Source organism: Burkholderia pyrrocinia, assembly GCF_003330765.1.
Lineage (GTDB): Bacteria > Pseudomonadota > Gammaproteobacteria > Burkholderiales > Burkholderiaceae > Burkholderia > Burkholderia pyrrocinia_B.
In genome coordinates this window covers 137,864-154,976 of record NZ_CP024904.1, presented here as the reverse complement: position 1 = coordinate 154,976, position 17,113 = coordinate 137,864, and the positions used below count along the sequence as shown (strand labels likewise).

Annotated in this window: 13 protein-coding genes and 1 pseudogene; 9 read left to right on the top strand and 5 right to left on the bottom strand. The window is 64.1% G+C overall.

The window, feature by feature from the left end:
- Positions 1 to 43: 43 nt before the first annotated feature.
- Complete coding sequence (locus tag CUJ89_RS33800; RefSeq protein WP_114181815.1) at positions 44 to 631, top strand: chloramphenicol phosphotransferase CPT family protein; 588 nt, start codon at positions 44 to 46, stop codon at positions 629 to 631.
- 112 nt (positions 632 to 743) lie between these two features.
- Here the strand turns inward: CUJ89_RS33800 and CUJ89_RS33795 are convergent, their stop codons facing one another.
- Positions 744 to 1,547, bottom strand: a complete 804-nt coding sequence (locus CUJ89_RS33795; RefSeq protein ID WP_114181814.1) for a lipid II flippase Amj family protein — start codon at positions 1,545 to 1,547, stop codon at positions 744 to 746.
- A gap of 709 nt (positions 1,548 to 2,256) precedes the next feature.
- Between CUJ89_RS33795 and CUJ89_RS33790 the strand changes: the two genes are divergently transcribed.
- The 3 genes from CUJ89_RS33790 (at position 2,257) to CUJ89_RS33780 (ending at position 3,887) form a co-directional block, all read left to right on the top strand.
- Positions 2,257 to 2,802, top strand: coding sequence for a DUF4142 domain-containing protein (locus tag CUJ89_RS33790; protein WP_114181813.1), 546 nt, complete (start codon positions 2,257 to 2,259; stop codon positions 2,800 to 2,802).
- Entirely contained in the window at positions 2,783 to 3,160 is a 378-nt protein-coding gene (locus CUJ89_RS33785) for a cupredoxin family copper-binding protein (protein WP_114181812.1), read from the top strand. The genes CUJ89_RS33790 and CUJ89_RS33785 overlap by 20 nt, the downstream gene beginning before the upstream one ends.
- 85 nt (positions 3,161 to 3,245) lie before the next feature.
- Complete coding sequence (locus CUJ89_RS33780) at positions 3,246 to 3,887, top strand: RNA polymerase sigma factor (protein ID WP_236655130.1); 642 nt, start codon at positions 3,246 to 3,248, stop codon at positions 3,885 to 3,887.
- 94 nt (positions 3,888 to 3,981) lie between these two features.
- Here the strand turns inward: CUJ89_RS33780 and CUJ89_RS33775 are convergent, their stop codons facing one another.
- Positions 3,982 to 4,362: a hypothetical protein gene (locus CUJ89_RS33775; RefSeq protein WP_415859065.1), complete on the bottom strand. Its 381-nt coding sequence runs from the start codon at positions 4,360 to 4,362 to the stop codon at positions 3,982 to 3,984.
- A 389-nt stretch (positions 4,363 to 4,751) separates the two neighbouring features.
- On the opposite strand from CUJ89_RS33775, the gene CUJ89_RS38410 reads away from it, so the two are divergent.
- A complete protein-coding gene (locus CUJ89_RS38410) occupies positions 4,752 to 5,090 on the top strand; it encodes a hypothetical protein (RefSeq protein WP_201752444.1) in 339 nt (112 codons plus the stop codon).
- 194 nt (positions 5,091 to 5,284) lie between these two features.
- Positions 5,285 to 6,310 (top strand): phosphate ABC transporter substrate-binding protein PstS, encoded by a 1,026-nt coding sequence (gene pstS / locus CUJ89_RS33760; RefSeq protein ID WP_114181809.1) that lies wholly within the window; start codon positions 5,285 to 5,287, stop codon positions 6,308 to 6,310.
- A 226-nt stretch (positions 6,311 to 6,536) separates the two neighbouring features.
- Here pstS and CUJ89_RS33755 read toward each other — a convergent pair whose 3' ends face one another.
- Positions 6,537 to 8,015 carry a sensor domain-containing diguanylate cyclase gene (locus CUJ89_RS33755; protein WP_114181808.1) on the bottom strand — a complete coding sequence of 493 codons (1,479 nt, stop codon included), beginning with the start codon at positions 8,013 to 8,015 and terminating at the stop codon, positions 6,537 to 6,539.
- Positions 8,016 to 8,394: 379 nt separating this feature from the next.
- Here CUJ89_RS33755 and CUJ89_RS33750 point away from each other — a divergent pair, with 379 nt between their 5' ends.
- Positions 8,395 to 9,129: an ABC transporter substrate-binding protein gene (locus CUJ89_RS33750; protein ID WP_114181807.1), complete on the top strand. Its 735-nt coding sequence runs from the start codon at positions 8,395 to 8,397 to the stop codon at positions 9,127 to 9,129.
- A 74-nt stretch (positions 9,130 to 9,203) separates the two neighbouring features.
- Here CUJ89_RS33750 and uvrA read toward each other — a convergent pair whose 3' ends face one another.
- Together uvrA and CUJ89_RS33735 are read right to left on the bottom strand one after the other, a co-directional pair.
- Positions 9,204 to 15,107 (bottom strand): excinuclease ABC subunit UvrA, encoded by a 5,904-nt coding sequence (gene uvrA / locus CUJ89_RS33745; RefSeq protein ID WP_114181806.1) that lies wholly within the window; start codon positions 15,105 to 15,107, stop codon positions 9,204 to 9,206.
- Positions 15,108 to 15,289: 182 nt separating this feature from the next.
- On the bottom strand, positions 15,290 to 15,688 hold the full coding sequence (locus CUJ89_RS33735; RefSeq protein ID WP_114181804.1) for a winged helix-turn-helix transcriptional regulator: 399 nt from the start codon (positions 15,686 to 15,688) through the stop codon (positions 15,290 to 15,292).
- Between the two features lie 53 nt (positions 15,689 to 15,741).
- On the opposite strand from CUJ89_RS33735, the gene CUJ89_RS33730 reads away from it, so the two are divergent.
- Together CUJ89_RS33730 and CUJ89_RS33725 are read left to right on the top strand one after the other, a co-directional pair.
- Complete coding sequence (locus CUJ89_RS33730) at positions 15,742 to 16,191, top strand: DoxX family protein (protein ID WP_236655129.1); 450 nt, start codon at positions 15,742 to 15,744, stop codon at positions 16,189 to 16,191.
- Positions 16,192 to 16,202: 11 nt separating this feature from the next.
- Positions 16,203 to 16,945 (top strand): annotated as a pseudogene (locus tag CUJ89_RS33725) (SDR family NAD(P)-dependent oxidoreductase).
- Positions 16,946 to 17,113: the final 168 nt, after the last annotated feature.

The window sequence follows — 17,113 nt, the reverse complement described above, 5'->3', positions numbered from 1 at the left end:
CTTCGAAGACAATCGAGTGATCTCCTGCGTTCGCAGGCTTCCGATGGGTTCCTTGATGCCAATCACCGAAACGCTGCGCCCCCCGGGGGCCATCGTTGTACTCAACGGTCCAAGCAGCTCGGGCAAAAGTACGCTGTCCAAGTATCTGTGCGAGAACTTGGACGAGCATCATTTGCATGTCGAGCTTGATGTATTCCGAGGGATGGAGCCTGCCAACTATTGGGAAGTCGAAAAACAGTTGGCACGAATTCGCGTGGCAGCCCTGTGTCGAGCAATTAATGCCACGGCTGCCACCTTTTCCAGACACGGCCAACCCGTGATCGTCGATCATGTTCTCTCGTCCGATGCGTGGCGCTACATGCTTGAAGACCTGATCGGGCTACCGGTACTCGTTATTGGCGTTTTTTGTGCGCTCGAAGTCCTGATCGAGCGCGAACAGACCCGCGGCGACCGTAAGATCGGACTGGCTGAGTCTCAATTTGACTCGATTCACGCTAACCGACATTACGATTACGTTGTGGACACATCGTCTTCGAGCAGCGCTGAATGCGGTCGGCTGGTTCTGGAGTGGTTACAAACCCAACCGACGCCTGCTGCATTCACGAAGATGCACCGACAGTTTTTCCAGTAGCTCAGATGGGCATGTGTTGGCCGGCAGCTGCCGCCTGTCTTCTCGGGCAACTGGCCGAACGGCGAACTTCGCGCAGGCAGGTTGTGCGCGCTGATAAACTCAGGTTATCGCGTTAAATGAGTTCAGCAACGCGGACGATGACCAGTGCCGCCGGAACGAGCACCGCCTGGGCGCATAGCGTACCGAGAACACGTGCGCCGGCGAGCGTCGTGATGGCCCGCCGAAAGCTGTTTTCTGATATCCGGCCTTCGATGACATCGTCGGTCATTACTGAAACTTGCGGATCGATGACGACTGCCAATACCACGGTCGCGAAGCCGTTGATGACAGACGATAGATTCGCGCATGTCACTCTCAGGTCGGGTTTCAGGTAACCCGCATACAGAGATGCAAACACACCGACTGTCCATATTGCCATTGCAACAATGTTCAGCACGACAACTTGCCAAGACACGCCGGTACTCGCGGCCAGTTGCGTTACGTTGTTCCGGGAAGGAAATCGAGCACCGATGCGAAGATAGCTAACACCTGCACGACTGCATGCGTCCAACAGCAACCGAGGAATCGAGCGGTTTACCTGAAAGTGTTCGACGGCTCGGCTGAAATAACGCTGGAACGTCGGAATCAGGAATGATCCAACAATGCTCGCCACGGTAGCGGTCAGCAGGAAGAGCCGAAAGTCGGTGAGTAACCCACTCCCCATCCGATGGGCGATATCTATTTCGACCCGTTTCGCGATGAACGGCCCCTGAAAGGAGTTGGCTGTCCGGGAAACCAGCGCGATGATTCCGAACAAAGAAAACGACAAGGCTATACGGCGCGTGCGAACGCCGGCGATCCGCACAGCATAGGCCAATGTCGCGATCACATGGATTACGAATGTAAGCCCGCAAATGATCCAAAGCTGACTGTCCATGCTCTTGCGGTGCGTGTGGCAGAGGCACGAGTGTACCCGAGCAAAGTATGAAGCCGGTTGTCGGCAAACCAGCTTGGTCGATCGAGAGTCCGTATATGGTTGGCCACGCCGATCGCGACCTCCAGCTACTGGCCGAATGGCGAACTTCGCGCTTACCCGTCTGGGCCGCTGGCAAACTCGGCCGCCAAAGAAAATTTTCCCGGTCACATGAGCTCGCAACCCACCGCCGTACCTGCAAACGTCACCCCAATGACGCAGCAGTACCTGCGCGTTATCTGACGAGGCCCCATCCAGAAAGCCAGGCCAAGACCTACGCTCATCCTGTTCGGAATCGTCCATTACCGACTCGTTCCTGCCCTTCAGTGAATTTCTGCGAATGTCAGCCCCGCGCTCAAAAGCAGCCACACCAGGAGCCGCCCGAGGAAACAGGCGTTATGTCAACGCGACAGAGCTAGCGCAGCCTTGGCGAAACCGTTCTGGGGATGTCTCAGTGCGCACTGAATGGGGTTCAGGTGGTCGGAGGTTCAAGCTGTGCCTATGATGGACTGGACGGACCGCCACTGCCCGAGGCGGTACTGGGCAGCCCCAGCCCCCTCCCGTTTGTCATACCGATTTCGCGTTCGCCGCTGAAACGCGGCGCGCACACGTGACATCTAAACCGGTATCCAAGTCCGAATCGGACACTTTCGAAACCCAAAGGAGATACCTTATGAAGATGATCGCCGCAGTATCGTTCGCCGCACTGGCCCTAGCCAGCGCGCCCTGTTGGGCGCAAGGCGGCGGCCCCACCGACCCGCAAATCGCCGCCATCGTCGTGACCGCCAACCAGGTCGATATCGATGCGGGCAAGCTGGCGGAGTCGAAAACGCATTCGAAGGACGTCAAGGCATTCGCGCAGCGGATGATCACCGACCACACCGGCGTCAACCAGGCCGCCACCGACCTTGTCCACAAGCTCGGCGTGACGCCGGAAGCGAACGCGACGAGCCAAAGCCTTCAGCAAGGCGGCGACGCCAACCTCGCCAATCTGAAAACGCTGAGCGGCAAGGGTTTCGACCAGGCGTATATCGACCACGAAGTGACGTATCACGAATCCGTGATCGACGCGCTCGACAAGACCTTGATCCCGAACGCAAAGAACGCGGAGCTGAAAGCGCTCCTCGTCAAGGTGCGGCCGGCGTTCGTCGCGCACCTTGACCATGCCAAGCGATTGCAGGCCACGTTGGGCAAGAGCCATGAGAAAGGGGGTTACTGACGCGGCAAACGAGCGCCGGCAGGCAACACGCGCGGGCGGCTTCGTGCTTGCCTGCGCGTGCGCCGCCGCGTTCGGGATGACGTCGGCCGGCGCGGCCGTGGCAGCGCCGGGGACCTACGTCGTCGTCATCGAACAGATGCGCTTCAATCCCCCGGCGCTCACCGTGCATCAAGGCGACCGCGTGGTGTGGATCAACAAGGACTTGTTCCCGCATACGGCGAGCTCGGCTTCGAAGGCGTTCGATTCGCAGAGCATCGCGCCGAATGCATCGTGGAGCTATGTTGCGCGGAAGTCGGGCAGCTATCCGTACCGGTGCAACTTCCATCCCGCGATGCGCGCCACGCTGACCGTCCGATGAGACGGCTCGATCGAACCTGGACGAAGGCTTCATGACCAACAAGGCGGGTTCCCGCGCGGCACATGGTCCTGACGATGAGGGGGAGATGGTTCGCCGCATTGTCGCGGGCGAGCGCTCCGCGTTCGAGTGGCTGATGCGCCGGCACAACCGGCGCCTGTACCGTTTGGCTCGCGCCACGTTGCACGACGACGCGGAAGCCGAGGACGCGTTGCAGACGGCGTACCTCTGCGCTTACCGTTCGATTGCACGGTTCCGCGGCGATTCCACGCTGTTCACCTGGCTGTCGCGGCTCGTGCTCAATGAATGTTTCGGCCGCCTGCGCCGGGAAGCGCGTCGTCAGAACGTGATCCCGATGGTGGACGCGACCGCTCACGACCTCGATGCGATGACCGCGTACGATTCCGATTCTCCCGACAAGGCGGCCGCGCGCGCCGAGATGCGTGCCCTCATCGAACGCAAGATCGACGAACTGCCGCAGGCGCTGCGCGTCGTGTTCGTCCTGCGTTCGGTTGAGGAATTGAGCGTCGAGGAGACGGCGCAATGCCTCGACATCCCCGAAGCGACCGTGCGCAGCCGGCACTTTCGCGCGAAGAGCCTGCTGCGCGAATCGCTGGCGCACGACGTCGATCTCGTCGAGCGCGACGCGTTCGAAATCGGCGGCGAGCAGTGCGACCGGATCGTGGCGCGCGTGCTCGAACGGGTGGCGAATGAGCCGGATGCGGGGTAGTCTCGACACGCTGCCATGGCGTTCAGCCGCTCCCTACCCAGCCCAGCCGCCGGACATACTGGCCGCGCCCAACCCACACGCGACGTTGCTCCCTCTACGGTGCTCGTCGCGTCACTGCCCAAGCATCCTGTCCGGCCCCCGTCTTGGCCGTTCGGGCGAAATCGGCAATGTTCAGCGGAACAGTATCCGCCTTGGCGTTCGAGCGCGCCTTCCGTGCAACGCCCAGGATCGGGGCCAAGTGTTCATAGAAGCACTCGAGCTGCCGCGCGTCGGACGCCAATCGCTCAAGATCGAGCGCCTTCTCAAGAACCATCCGCGAAATATGAAAACGCTGAAGCCCGCGCCCCACGCGAATCTGAAAGACCACCCCATCGCTGTTATGCGGTACTCCTGCCCACACAAGCGCACCGCCATCCATGAAGCCTCCGAAAATCTTAATCGTCGTACCAATATGCCAGTTATGCTCAAGCAGCACATCAATATTTCAAAATTGTGGCGTTTGGCGTATCGACATCTTCGTAACATTCCAGATATTGCACCGCAACATAAATGCCCGTAGACTGAATTCGCGACTTCGCAGCAGTTGCCTCTCAGTCGCTCCATGACGGGAGAGCACGCCATCACGACTTCTTCACCCGCACTGAGCCAGACGCCCCCCGTCCTCCACGTGTTCGAACAAGATGGAGGTTGGCACTGGGGCATCACAGTTCCGCGTTCCGTGGGATCCGGGTTCAAACTGATCGCATTCAGTCAGCACATCTTTCCCGCTGAAGACACTGCCCAACGCGACGGCGATCGAGCATTGGCCACCATTGTGGCCAGTGACGGGAATTGAACTTGGCGCATCGGGCACGGACACGCTCCTTGAGTTTTCGCATCGAGATGCGATACTCCTATCACCCTTCGATGCGAGATCACTTACCGCGCGCCATCACGGACTCCGCCACTTGTCTGACGCACCCGATCGTCTGCGACGATCTGAGCCTGTCGTTCTCTGCCTATGGCCCGGGTTGGGGGTACGTTGCAATCAAGCTCCCGGCGGACGTCATTCGAGAGAGGCTCGGCGCAAGCACAGCTACACCCGAGCAGTTGCTCATCGCATTCGAATGCAATCGCGAGAAGATCACTGTCGCTGTCAACCGACATGCATTGCCGAACGACGGCCGGCACGTCCGACTCGATAAATCAGACTTCCAGATCTAAACCGGCATGTGGGCGGCGCCTGGATCGTTGCCTGTTGCCTGACCCAACAAGCTTGATCGCCAGCTCCGATCTGTCCGACGGCAGTGGCGATGCTTGCAGCGGCAGGCAATTACAACGACATCGTCGCAAGTCACAAAGTGCACACAAGCCGGCGGTAGCGTGTAAACCACCATGCCGACCGTAGGAGGTGTTAGATGAAGATCCGGACCTTGGTTCCCTGCACCCTCGCCCTTGTTGCCATCGCCGCTCAAGCTGCCGATATCACGGGCGCAGGCAGCACGTTTGCAGCACCGATTTACACAAAATGGGCAGACGCCTATAAGAAGGCCGGCGGCGGCAAGGTCAACTACCAAGGTATCGGTTCGTCGGGCGGCATGAAGCAGATCAACGCGAAGACGGTCGATTTTGCCGGTTCGGACGCTCCGCTGAAGGATGACGAGCTCGCGAAGGAAGGCCTGTTCCAGTTCCCGACGGTGGTGGGCGGCGTGGTGCCGGTCATCAACGTGCCGGGCGTGAAGGCAGGCGAGCTGACGCTGTCGGGCCCGGTGCTCGGCGACATCTACCTCGGCAAGATCAAGAAGTGGAACGACCCGGCGATCGCCGCACTGAACCCGAAGGTCAAGCTGCCGGATACGGACATCGCAGTGGTTCGCCGCGCAGACGGCTCGGGCACGAGCTTCATCTGGACGAACTACCTGTCGAAGGTCAACGGCGAGTGGAAATCGAAGATCGGCGAAGGCACGACGGTCAACTGGCCGACGGGCACGGGCGGCAAGGGCAACGACGGCGTCGCGGCCTTCGTGCAGCGCCTGCCGGGCGCGATCGGCTACGTCGAGTGGGCGTACGCGAAGAAGAACAACATGATCTACACCGCGCTGAAGAACTCGACGGGCACGGTGGTCGAGCCGAAGACGGAAACGTTCAAGGCCGCTGCTGCCGGTGCAAACTGGTCGAAGTCGTTCTACCAGATCCTGACTGACGAGCCGGGCAAGGACGCATGGCCGGTCGTCGGCGCGACGTTCGTGCTGCTATACGCGAAGCAGGACAAGCCGGCACAGGGCGCGGAAACGCTGAAGTTCTTCGATTGGGCCTTCCGCAATGGCAATCAGGCTGCCACGGAGCTCGACTACATCTCGCTTCCCGATCCGGTCGTATCCGAAATCCGCAAGCAGTGGAAGGCGAAAATCAAGGACGCCTCCGGTAAAGCGCTTGTGGACTGAGCGCGCCGGGTGAGCGATTTCATCAATTCGTTGCATCGACGGGTTGAATCCGCAGTCGGCAGCTGTCGGTCGCGATCTCGGGCAACCGACCGAAATGCGAGCGTTTCGTTTGATGTCCGACCTATCCTGGCGTGCCCTTGCCAAGCGACTCTTCCCTGCGCTGGTAGAACCGTGCAATACGACAGCAACGGGTTTCATGGCGCCGCTCCCAATAGTCCGATCCCCGTCAACCCCCTGCCTGGAAAGTAGCGATCTTGTTCCGGCCGGTTGCCTTCGCGTAGTACAGCGCTTCGTCGGCGGCCTTGATCAAGGCGCTGGCCTCGCCATCCTGATCCGACGTCCAGCTCGCCAGCCCGATGCTGGCGGTCACACGCCCGAATTCGCTGCCGGCATGCTCGAGTGCCAGCCCGTCAATTGCAGCACGAATCCTTTCCGCGATTTGCGCGGCCCCGGTATCCGGCGTATCCGGCAGCAGCACCACGAACTCTTCCCCGCCGTAGCGAGCGGCGACATCGCCGGGGCGGCGGATATTCTCGCCGATGCACCGCGCGACGGCGGCCAGCGCATCGTCTCCCGCCTGATGCCCATAGGTATCGTTGTAGGACTTGAAACGGTCGACGTCGACGAACAGCAGCGAGAATACGCAGCGTCCCCGGCGTGCGCGGCGCCACTCCTGGTCGAGGATCTCGCCGAAGGTGCGGCGGTTGTTCAATCCTGTCAGGCCGTCGGTCCGGGCCAACAACACCAGTTCCGATTCCGCGCGCATCCGGCGGCGCAATTGCATGCTGAGCACGACCGCCAGCGCGATGAACCCCACGCCGAATGCGGCGACCAGCATGCCGATCGTCACCGCGCGATTCCGCCATGCCGCATAGATGTCCTGCTCGGCCTCCGCGACCATGAGGATCAGCGGCAGGTTCGGCAGGTTCTTGAAATAGTAGAGCCGGCGCACGCCGTCGATCGACGCCGTTTCGGAGAACGTGCCCTCCGGGGCCGACCGAAAACGCCGGAACGTCTTGGCATGGCTGATGTCGCGTCCGACGATGTGCGGATCGTACGGATGTCGCATCACCATCAGGCCGTCCTTGTCGATCAGCGACATCGAGCCGTGCGATCCCAGCGACAAGCCCGCGAACAGTGTGCGGAAATACTCCAGGTTGACCGCGATCATCACGATGCCGGCGAACGAGCCGTCCGGGCTGGAGATCCGACGCGTCAGCGCGATGCTCGGGCTGCCGCCGCGCAAGCGCGACGTATACGGATCGCTGATATAGAGGCCGACGCTCGGGTTGTCGCGGTGAATCGTGAAGTACTTGCGATCGGAGAAGTTGCCCTTGCGCGGTACATCGTTGGCGGAATCCAGCACGATATTGCCGCCGGCATCCAGGACCAGCATCGAGCCGAGATACTGGGCGGTCATCGCATAGTCGAACAGCACGCCGCGGCGCAAGGCAGGCGAGGCCTCCATCACGTCCGGACGCCGCAAACCCTGAATCACCGCCTGCAGCGAGAGGTCGTAGAGTTCGAAATTGCGCTCGATGTCGCGTTCGGCGATCAAGCCAAGGTTGCGCGACGTCTCCCGCGCGCGGTCAAGCGCGTCGTGGCGGCTTTGCAGCAGTTGGAGCGTGCACAAGCCCATCAACGCGAACGCGATAGCAACGCCGACCACCACGACGTAGAAAGGAGCCGCTGACCGCGATTGCATGACTGTCCTTGTTGGCTGGGGCGGCGCTCGACGCACGCCAAAAGGTCTCGGGACTCGTATTCCGCATACTAAATAAAGACAGCGGCGGGAAGCAAGGGAGGTTCACCCGAAGGGAGAACCTCCGTAGCCAGTGACTTGCCCCCAATATCACGAATTCTGGTGCCCGAAAATGGCGGATTCAACCAACGGAGTGACGGCAACGTTCCCGGGGCGGCGCGGCGAATCACTACGGACTGGGCGTCCCGCCGCGGCGCGTCATAACAGGTATGCGCCGCGGCCCGCTGAATCTCCAGCGGGTGATAAGCTCGAAGCCGGCGCACAGTCGCGCATCCCCCCTCCTCAACCGCTGACCGCCCAGGTGACCTCAACGAGCCCCCTCATGCCCCTAGCCCCTTCCGTTCTCTCCGCCTTCACGCCGACCGGCAAGCTGCGCGCGTCGATCAATCTCGGCAACCCGATCCTCGCGAACCGCGATCCGGCGACCGGCGAACCGTTCGGCGTGTCGATCGACCTGGCGCGCGCGTTCGCCGAACGCCTGTCGGCCGAGCTGGAACTCGTGGTGTTCGACGCGGCCGGGAAATCGGTGCAGGCGCTGACCGATGAGCGCGCCGATTTCGGCTTCTTCGCGGTCGATCCGCTGCGCGGCGAAACGGTCGCGTTCACGGCGCCGTACGTGCTGATCGAGGGTTTCTATCTGGTGCGCGACGCTTCGCCGATCCGCGCGAACGAGGACGTCGACCAGCCGCACAACCGTGTAACCGTCGGCAACGGCAGCGCGTACGACCTGTTCCTCACGCGCGAGCTGAAGGCTGCGCAGATCGTGCGCGCGCCGACGTCGCAGGCCGTCGTACAGACATTCGTCGATCAGCAGCTGGAAGTGGCGGCCGGCGTGAAGCAGCAGCTCGAAGCCGACGCAGCTAAGGCCGCAGGCCTGCGCCTGCTCGACGAGCGCTTCATGGTGATCCGGCAGGCGATGGGCGTGCCGAAGAGCCGCGGCGAGGCAGCCGCAGCGGTGCTGAATGAATTTGTCGAGGAAATGAAGGCGTCGGGCTTCGTCGCAGATTCGCTGCGACGGCATGGCATCACCGGCGCATCCGTCGCGCCGCCAGCCTGATCGAAAACCGCCTGACGTAAAAACGGCCCCGATGTCTCGCCAGACACCGGGGCCGCTCATTCGAAGCGTCGCGTTCAACCGACCCGCGCTTCTCCCTGGCGCTCGGTTTCTCCCTCATCCGAACCCGTGCGCGCGAGCACGGGCTTGAGCGCCTGCCCGGTGTGGCTGGCGCTCACCTGCACAAGCGCTTCCGGCGGCGCCGCCGCGACGATCGTGCCGCCGCCCACGCCGCCCTCCGGCCCGAGATCGATGATCCAGTCGGCTTCCGCGATCACGTCGAGGTCGTGCTCGATCACGACGACGCTATGCCCCGCATCCACGAGCCGGTGCAGCACGCGGATCAGCTTCGCGACGTCCGCCATGTGCAGGCCGACCGTCGGTTCGTCGAGCACGTACAGCGTGTGGGGTGCCTTCTGGCCGCGCCGCGTGATGTCGTCGCGCACCTTGGTCAGCTCGGTGACGAGCTTGATGCGCTGCGCCTCGCCGCCGGACAACGTCGGCGACGGCTGGCCGAGCGTCAGGTAGCCAAGGCCGACATCCTTCATCAGCTGCAGCGGATGCGCGATGTTCGAGATCGGTGCGAAAAACCCCACCGCCTCGTCGATCTCCATCGTCAGCACGTCGCCGATGTTCCGGCCGCGCCACGTGACGGCAAGCGTCTCCGGGTTGAAACGCTGCCCGTGGCACACGTCGCACGGCACCTTCACGTCGGGCAGGAAGCTCATTCCGATCGTGCGTACGCCTTGCCCTTCGCACGCGGGGCACCGCCCGTCGCCGGTATTGAACGAGAAACGCGACGCCGTATAGCCGCGCGCACGCGCCTCCAGCGTATCCGCGAACAGCTTGCGGATCGTGTCCCATACGCCGATGTAGGTGGCCGGACACGAGCGCGGCGTCTTGCCGATCGGCGTTTGATCGACTTCGAGCACGCGATCGATCTGCTCCCAGCCGCTGAGCGACGCGCAGCCCTGCCACGCATGCGTGACGTTCAGCGACGGCCGTGGCGCGCTGCGCGCGAGCACGCTCGAGCGGCGGTTGGCCGCCGGTGCATCCTGCTGCGCGGCCTTGCGCGCGCGCCGCGTGGCCGGCGACGACAGCACCGAGCGGCCGACCGCGTCGAGCAGGTTCGTCATCAGCACGTCGCGCGCGAGCGTCGACTTGCCCGACCCGCTGACGCCCGTCACCGCGACGAGCCGCGCGAGCGGAATGCCGGCCGTGACGTCGCGCAGGTTGTGCAGCCTGGCGCCGTGCACGGTCAGCCAGGCCTCCGGCACCGCGGCACCGCCCTTCTTGCCCGGCAGGCTCACACTACGGCGCGGCTGCAGCGGATGCGTCATCGGCTGCGCGAGCAGTCGCCCCGTCACCGAATCGGACTGCGCGGCCAGATCCGCGACCGCGCCCTGCGCGACCAGCGTGCCGCCGCGCTTGCCGGCGCCCGGGCCGACGTCGATGATGTGATCGGCGCGGCGGATCGTGTCCTCGTCATGCTCGACGACGACGAGCGTATTGCCCTTGTCGCCAAGCTTGCGCAGCGCGTCCAGCAGGATCTGGTTGTCGCGCGGATGCAGGCCGATCGTCGGTTCGTCGAGCACGTAGCAGACGCCCTGCAGGTTGCTGCCGAGCTGCGCGGCGAGCCGGATGCGCTGCGCTTCGCCGCCCGACAGGCTCGGCGCCGCACGATCGAGGCTCAGGTAGCCGAGGCCGACTTCCTCGAGAAACGCGAGGCGGCTGCCGATCTCGCTAACGATGTCGCGTGCGATCTGCGCATCGCGCCCGGTGAGCTGCAGCCCGTCGATCCAGCGGCGCGTGTCCGACACCGTCCACTGCGCGACCTCGACGATCGGATGCGCGTCGAACGTGACCGCGCGCGCGGACGGGTTCAGCCGCGTGCCGCTGCAATCCGGGCAAGGCTCGTTGCCGACGCCTTCCGGCTCCTGCTCGTCCGACGGCAGCGTCTGCTCGCGGCCGCGGCCGTCCTCGGCGACAACGGTATCGTCATACGCCGCGCGCTGTTCGCGCGTGAGCGTGACGCCGGTGCCAACGCAGGTCGTGCACCAGCCGTGCTTGCTGTTGTACGAGAACATCCGCGGGTCGAGCTCCGGGTAGCTCGTGCCGCACACCGGGCACGCGCGCTTGACCGACAGCACCTTGACCGCGCCGACGCGCGCGGTCGAATGATCGTTCCGCATCGCATCGTGCAGCCCGTCGAGCGGCGCGAGCAGATGCATCACGCCCTTGCCGAGCTCGAGCGTCTCGTCGAGCCGCTGCCGCAATTCGGCCTCGTTGTCCGGCGACACGACGATATCGGCCACCGGCAGCTCGATCGTGTGCTCGCGGAAACGGTCGAGCTTCGGCCACGGGTCGACCGTCACGAACTCGCCGTCGACACGCAGGTGCGTGCTGCCGCGCGCCTTCGCCCACTTCGCGAGATCCGTATACACGCCCTTGCGGTTGACGACGAGCGGCGCGAGCAGCCCAACGTGCTCGCCGCGATGATCGCGCAGCAACTGCGCGGCGATCGATTCGACGGATTGCGACGTGACCGGCGTGCCGTCGTGGATGCAATGCTGCAGGCCGAGCTTCACATACAGCAGCCGCAGGAAGTGCCAGACTTCGGACGTCGTCGCGACCGTGCTCTTGCGGCCACCGCGCGACAGCCGCTGCTCGATCGCGACGGTCGGCGGAATGCCGTACACCGCGTCGACTTCGGGGCGCCCGGCCGGCTGCACGATCGAGCGCGCATACGCATTCAGCGATTCGAGGTAGCGCCGCTGGCCTTCGTGGAACAGGATGTCGAACGCGAGCGTCGACTTGCCGGACCCCGACACGCCGGTGATCACGTTGAACTTGCCGTGCGGGATATCGACGTCGAGCGACTTCAGGTTGTGCTCGCGCGCGTTGACGATCCGCACGACGTCCTCGCCCTCGATCGCACGGCGCGCGCGCGCGGCGTTCAGCGCGGCCTGCAGCGGCACGCCTTCGTCGGCGAGTGCCATGCCGGCATCCATCGCGCGGTCGTACTGCAGCAGCGCCACGCCCGTATGCGACTCGGCGCAGGCTTTCACGTCGTCGGGCGTGCCCGCGCACAGCACGAGGCCGCCGCCATCGCCGCCTTCCGGGCCGAGATCGATCAGCCAGTCGGCTGCGCGGATCACGTCGAGGTTGTGCTCGATCACGATCAGCGAATGGCCGGCCGCGAGCAGCTTGCCGAACGCCTGCATCAGCTTCGCGATGTCGTCGAAGTGCAGCCCGGTGGTCGGCTCGTCGAACATGAACAAGCGCGCACGCGCGACGCGCGCCTCTGCCGTGACCACCCGGCGGCCGTTGCCGGCCGCCGCGGATTCGGCGAGGAAGCCGGCCAGCTTCAGCCGCTGCGCTTCGCCGCCCGACAGCGTCGGCACCGGCTGGCCGAGCTTCACGTATTCGAGCCCGACGTCGACGATCGGCTGCAGCACGCGCAGCACTTCGGCGTCGGTCGCGAAGAACGCGGCCGCTTCGCTGACGGTCAGGTCGAGCACGTCGGCGATGTTCAGCGCACGGCCGTCGCGCTCGATGCGCACTTCGAGAATCTCGGCGCGGTAACGGCTGCCGTCGCAGTCCGGGCAGCGCAGGTAGACGTCGCTCAGGAACTGCATCTCGATGTGCTCGAAGCCCGAGCCGCCGCAGGTCGGGCAGCGGCCGTCGCCCGAGTTGAAGCTGAACGTGCCGGCGCCGTAGCCGCGCTGCAGCGCGAGCGGCGCCTTCGCGAACAGCTTGCGGATCTCGTCGAACGCGCCGACATAGCTCGCCGGGTTCGAGCGCGTGGTCTTGCCGATCGGCGACTGGTCGACGAACACGACATCGCCCACCTGGTCGGCGCCCGTGAGGCCGCGGAACGCGCCCGGCGACTCGGTCGCCTTGCCGTGGTGCCGCGCCATCGCCGGATAGAGCACGTCCTGCAGCAGTGTCGACTTGCCGGAACCCGACACGCCGGTCACGCAAACGAGCCGTTGCAGCGGAATCTCGACCGTTACATCGCGCAGGTTGTGTTCGCTTGCGCCGTCGAGCACGATGCGCGGCGTGTGCGCATCGACCGGCCGGCGCGCCCAGTTCGACGCGTGCGCGACATGCTTGCGGCCGCCGAGATATTCACCCGTCAGCGTGTGCGCCGAACGGATGTCGCCCGGCGTGCCGTCATAGACGATCGTGCCGCCGCGCTCGCCCGGGCCGGGCCCCATGTCGATCAGCCGGTCGGCCGCGAGCATCACCGATGGATCGTGCTCGACGACCACCAGCGTATTGCCCGCGTCGCGCAGCCGATGCATCGCCTCGACGATCCGCGTGAGATCGCGCGGATGCAGCCCGATGCTCGGTTCGTCGAGCACGAACAGCGTTTTCGTGAGCGACGTACCGAGCGCCGTCGTCAGGTTGATCCGCTGCACCTCGCCGCCCGACAGCGTGCGGCTCTGCCGATCGAGCGTCAGGTAGCCGAGCCCCACGTCGCACAGGTATTTCAGGCGCGTACGCACTTCGGCGAGCAGCAGCTTCAGCGCATCGTCGAGCAGCGCGCTCGGCAGGCTGACTTCATCGAAGAAGCGGCGGATGCGCTCGATCGGCAACAGCATCAGGTCGTGCACGGTCAGGCCCGGCAGCGCTTCGAGCTGCGCGCGGCTCCAGTCGACGCCGCGCGGCATGAAGCGATCGGCCGGCGCGAGCACGCCATCGGCGTTCGCCTTCGAGCCGAGCCGCCATTGCAGCGATTCCGTCTTCAGGCGCGCGCCGCCGCACACGTCGCACGGCGTGTAGCTGCGGTATTTCGACAGCAGCACGCGGATATGCATCTTGTACGCTTTCGATTCGAGGTAGCCGAAGAAGCGCTTCACGCCGTACCACTGGCTCTGCCACTTGCCGTTCCAGTCCGGCGACCCGTTGACGACCCAGTCGCGCTCGGCGTCCGACAGCTCGGCCCAAGGCGTATCGCGCTGGATCCCGGCCTTCGCCGCGTAGCGCATCAGGTCGTCCTGGCACTCCTTCCACGCGGGTGTCTGCATCGGCTTGATCGCGCCGCCGCGCAGCGTCTTGCGCGCGTCGGGAATCACGAGGCCGAGATCGACGCCGATCACGCGGCCGAAGCCGCGACAGGTTTCGCACGCGCCGTAGGCCGAGTTGAACGAGAACAGCGCCGCCTGCGGCTCCGCGTAGCGCAGGTCGCTGTCGGGATCATGGAGCCCGGTGGAAAAGCGCCACACCTGCGGCTCCGCGGCCGCGCCGCCGGCGTTTTCCGGCTCCGGCGCGAGCACGTAGACGTTCACGCGCCCGCCGCCGCGCTTCAGCGACGCCTCGATCGCCTCGACCACGCGCACCTTGTCGGCCTGCTGCACGCGGAAGCGGTCGGCCACCACGTCGAGCACCTTGCGCGGCCCGGTGGGCGACGCGACTTCGCGCTGCGCCTGCACGCGCGTATAGCCGCTCGCCGACAGCCACTGCGCGACTTCGTCGTCGGATGCCGTTTCCGGCAGCTCGACCGGGAACGTGACGACGACGCGCGGATCGTCCGCCTGCGTGCGCGCGACGAGATCCGCGTAGATCGTCTCCGGCGTGTCGTGCCGCACCTGCCGCGCGGTCTGGCGGTCGAACAACTCGGCCGCGCGCGCGTACAGCAGCTTCAGGTGGTCGTTCAGCTCGGTCATCGTGCCGACGGTCGAACGCGAACTGCGGACCGGGTTGGTCTGGTCGATCGCGATCGCGGGCGGCACGCCGTCGACGCGCTCGACCTGCGGCCGGTCCATCCGGTCGAGGAACTGCCGCGCGTACGCGCTGAACGTCTCGACATAGCGCCGCTGGCCTTCCGCGTACAGCGTGTCGAACACGAGGCTCGACTTGCCGGAGCCCGACGGGCCGGTGACGACCGTCATTTCGCCGGTACGCAGGTCGAGATCGATATTCTTGAGATTGTGCTGACGTGCTCCGCGAATGCGGATCAGATTGCTGGATGACAATTTGCCTGCCCGTCTGAATAAGTTAGCCAGAGTTCACGGTGCCGGAACGCTGCGGCGGATACCCGCAGGCGCGGCGCACGTGCCGCAAGGGGTGCGCCCGCGCGGCTCGAATTCGACGGATACTATACTGTATATTCATACAGTTTTCCATGGCCGGAGCGAAGGCCCGGAAACGCCCATGGTCATTCCGGTTTCGACTTGACTGCGTTGGCTTTGCGTCCGCGCGTCGTCGGCTTGACCGGCACGCTGCGCCCATATTCGTTCCACCACGCTGTCAGCGCCTCCATCGTCGGTCCCAGCCCACGCGCCTTCGCGGTAATTTCGTATTCGACGCGCGGCGGCACTTCCGCGAAAACCGTGCGGGTTATCAGGCCGTCCGCTTCGAGTTCCCGAAGTTGCGCCGTCAGCATGTGCTGCGTAATGCCCGGAATCGATTTTCGTAGTTCTCCAAATCGATAGATTCGCTGGTTGAGCAACCACATGATCTCCAGCTTCCACTTGCCTGACAGCAACGCAAATGCACGCCGCATTTCGTCGTGCATGTTCACTTCGCCGGCGTCGTCATTAGTCATCTTTTCCATACCAGCAGACAGAAAATCATCCTACTTGCGGGCTTTCATCTTAGACGACATTCTTGAGTCACGTCGATATCGACAAACTTCAGGAACCCGTAAAAATGGCGGTAAATTACGCATACTGGATCAGCACGGCATTGCTGTCGCTGCTATATCTAGCGTCCGCGACGCTATACATCGTCAAGCGGGATCGGGTTCGCAAGATCCTCGCCGGATTCGGCTACCCCGCCTACCTCGTCTCGATCCTGACCATCGCGAAGATTCTCGCCGTGGCAGCCATCCTCACACGCATTGGCGTGCCGCTCAGCGATCTCGCCTACGCCGGCATCTTCTATCACCTGCTGCTCTCGGCACTGGCACACGTCGGGGTTCGCAAGCCGGCCGGTGCGCTGCCGGCAGCGGTCGGCCTCGCATGCCTCTTCGTTTCATTCACCACGCAAAACGCAGCGCGCGACATCCCGTCGCCTTATGGCCCGGTCGCGACGATGCATCACACAGCAGTTAGCTGAAGGAGAACGTCATGGCCCGACTCAGCGGGAAAATTGCCATCGTCACGGGCGCCGGCCGAGGAATCGGACGCGCCACCGCGAAACGGTTCGCAGCCGAGGGCGCCACGGTAGCGGTTGTCTCGCTCACCCCCCCAACGTCGATGCGGTCGTGGCCGACATCGAGGCTGCCGGCGGCAACGCGCTCGGCGTGCCGTGCGATCTCGGCAATGCCGACCAGATCAACGCAACCGTCGACAAGGTAGTCGCAACCTGCGGTGGAATAGACATACTCGTCAACAACGCATTCGATCCATCGGCACCGTTCTCGTCGATCGTCGACCTGTCGGTGGAGAAACTCCAGCGGAACTTCGAACTCGGTCCCATCTCATACCTGAGAATGATGCAGGCGGCCTACCCGCACCTGAAAGCGAGCGGTGAAGGTCGCGTGATCAACTTCGGCTCGATGGCCGGGGTCATGGGGCTGGCCGGGTACGGTCCGTACAACATGGCGAAAGAAGCGGTGCGCGCGCTGACGAGAACCGCCGCACGCGAATGGGCGGCGGACAAGATCACGGTCAATAACGTGCTGCCGTTGGCGCAAACGTGGGGCGAAGACGCCGACGTGCCGCCACCGACCAACCCGCTCGACCGCTTCGGAACGCCAGACGATGACATCGCGCCGGTCGTCCTGTTCCTGGCGAGCAAGGACGCACAGTTCCTGACGGGATACAGCCTCACGCCGGACGGTGGTTCGATCATCGACAGTGCACGCTGAACGATGATCGGCGGGTGCGCCCACTGCCGCCGCAAGAATATCGAGTGCGGTCCGGTTGCTGAATGACGCATTTTCCTCGTACAAGGAAAGGACTACGCGGCGGCGCCCTCGTCCGGACGCCATTTCGTCACGCGCGTGTCCGGGCCGGGCGCCGGCGATGCCGACAAA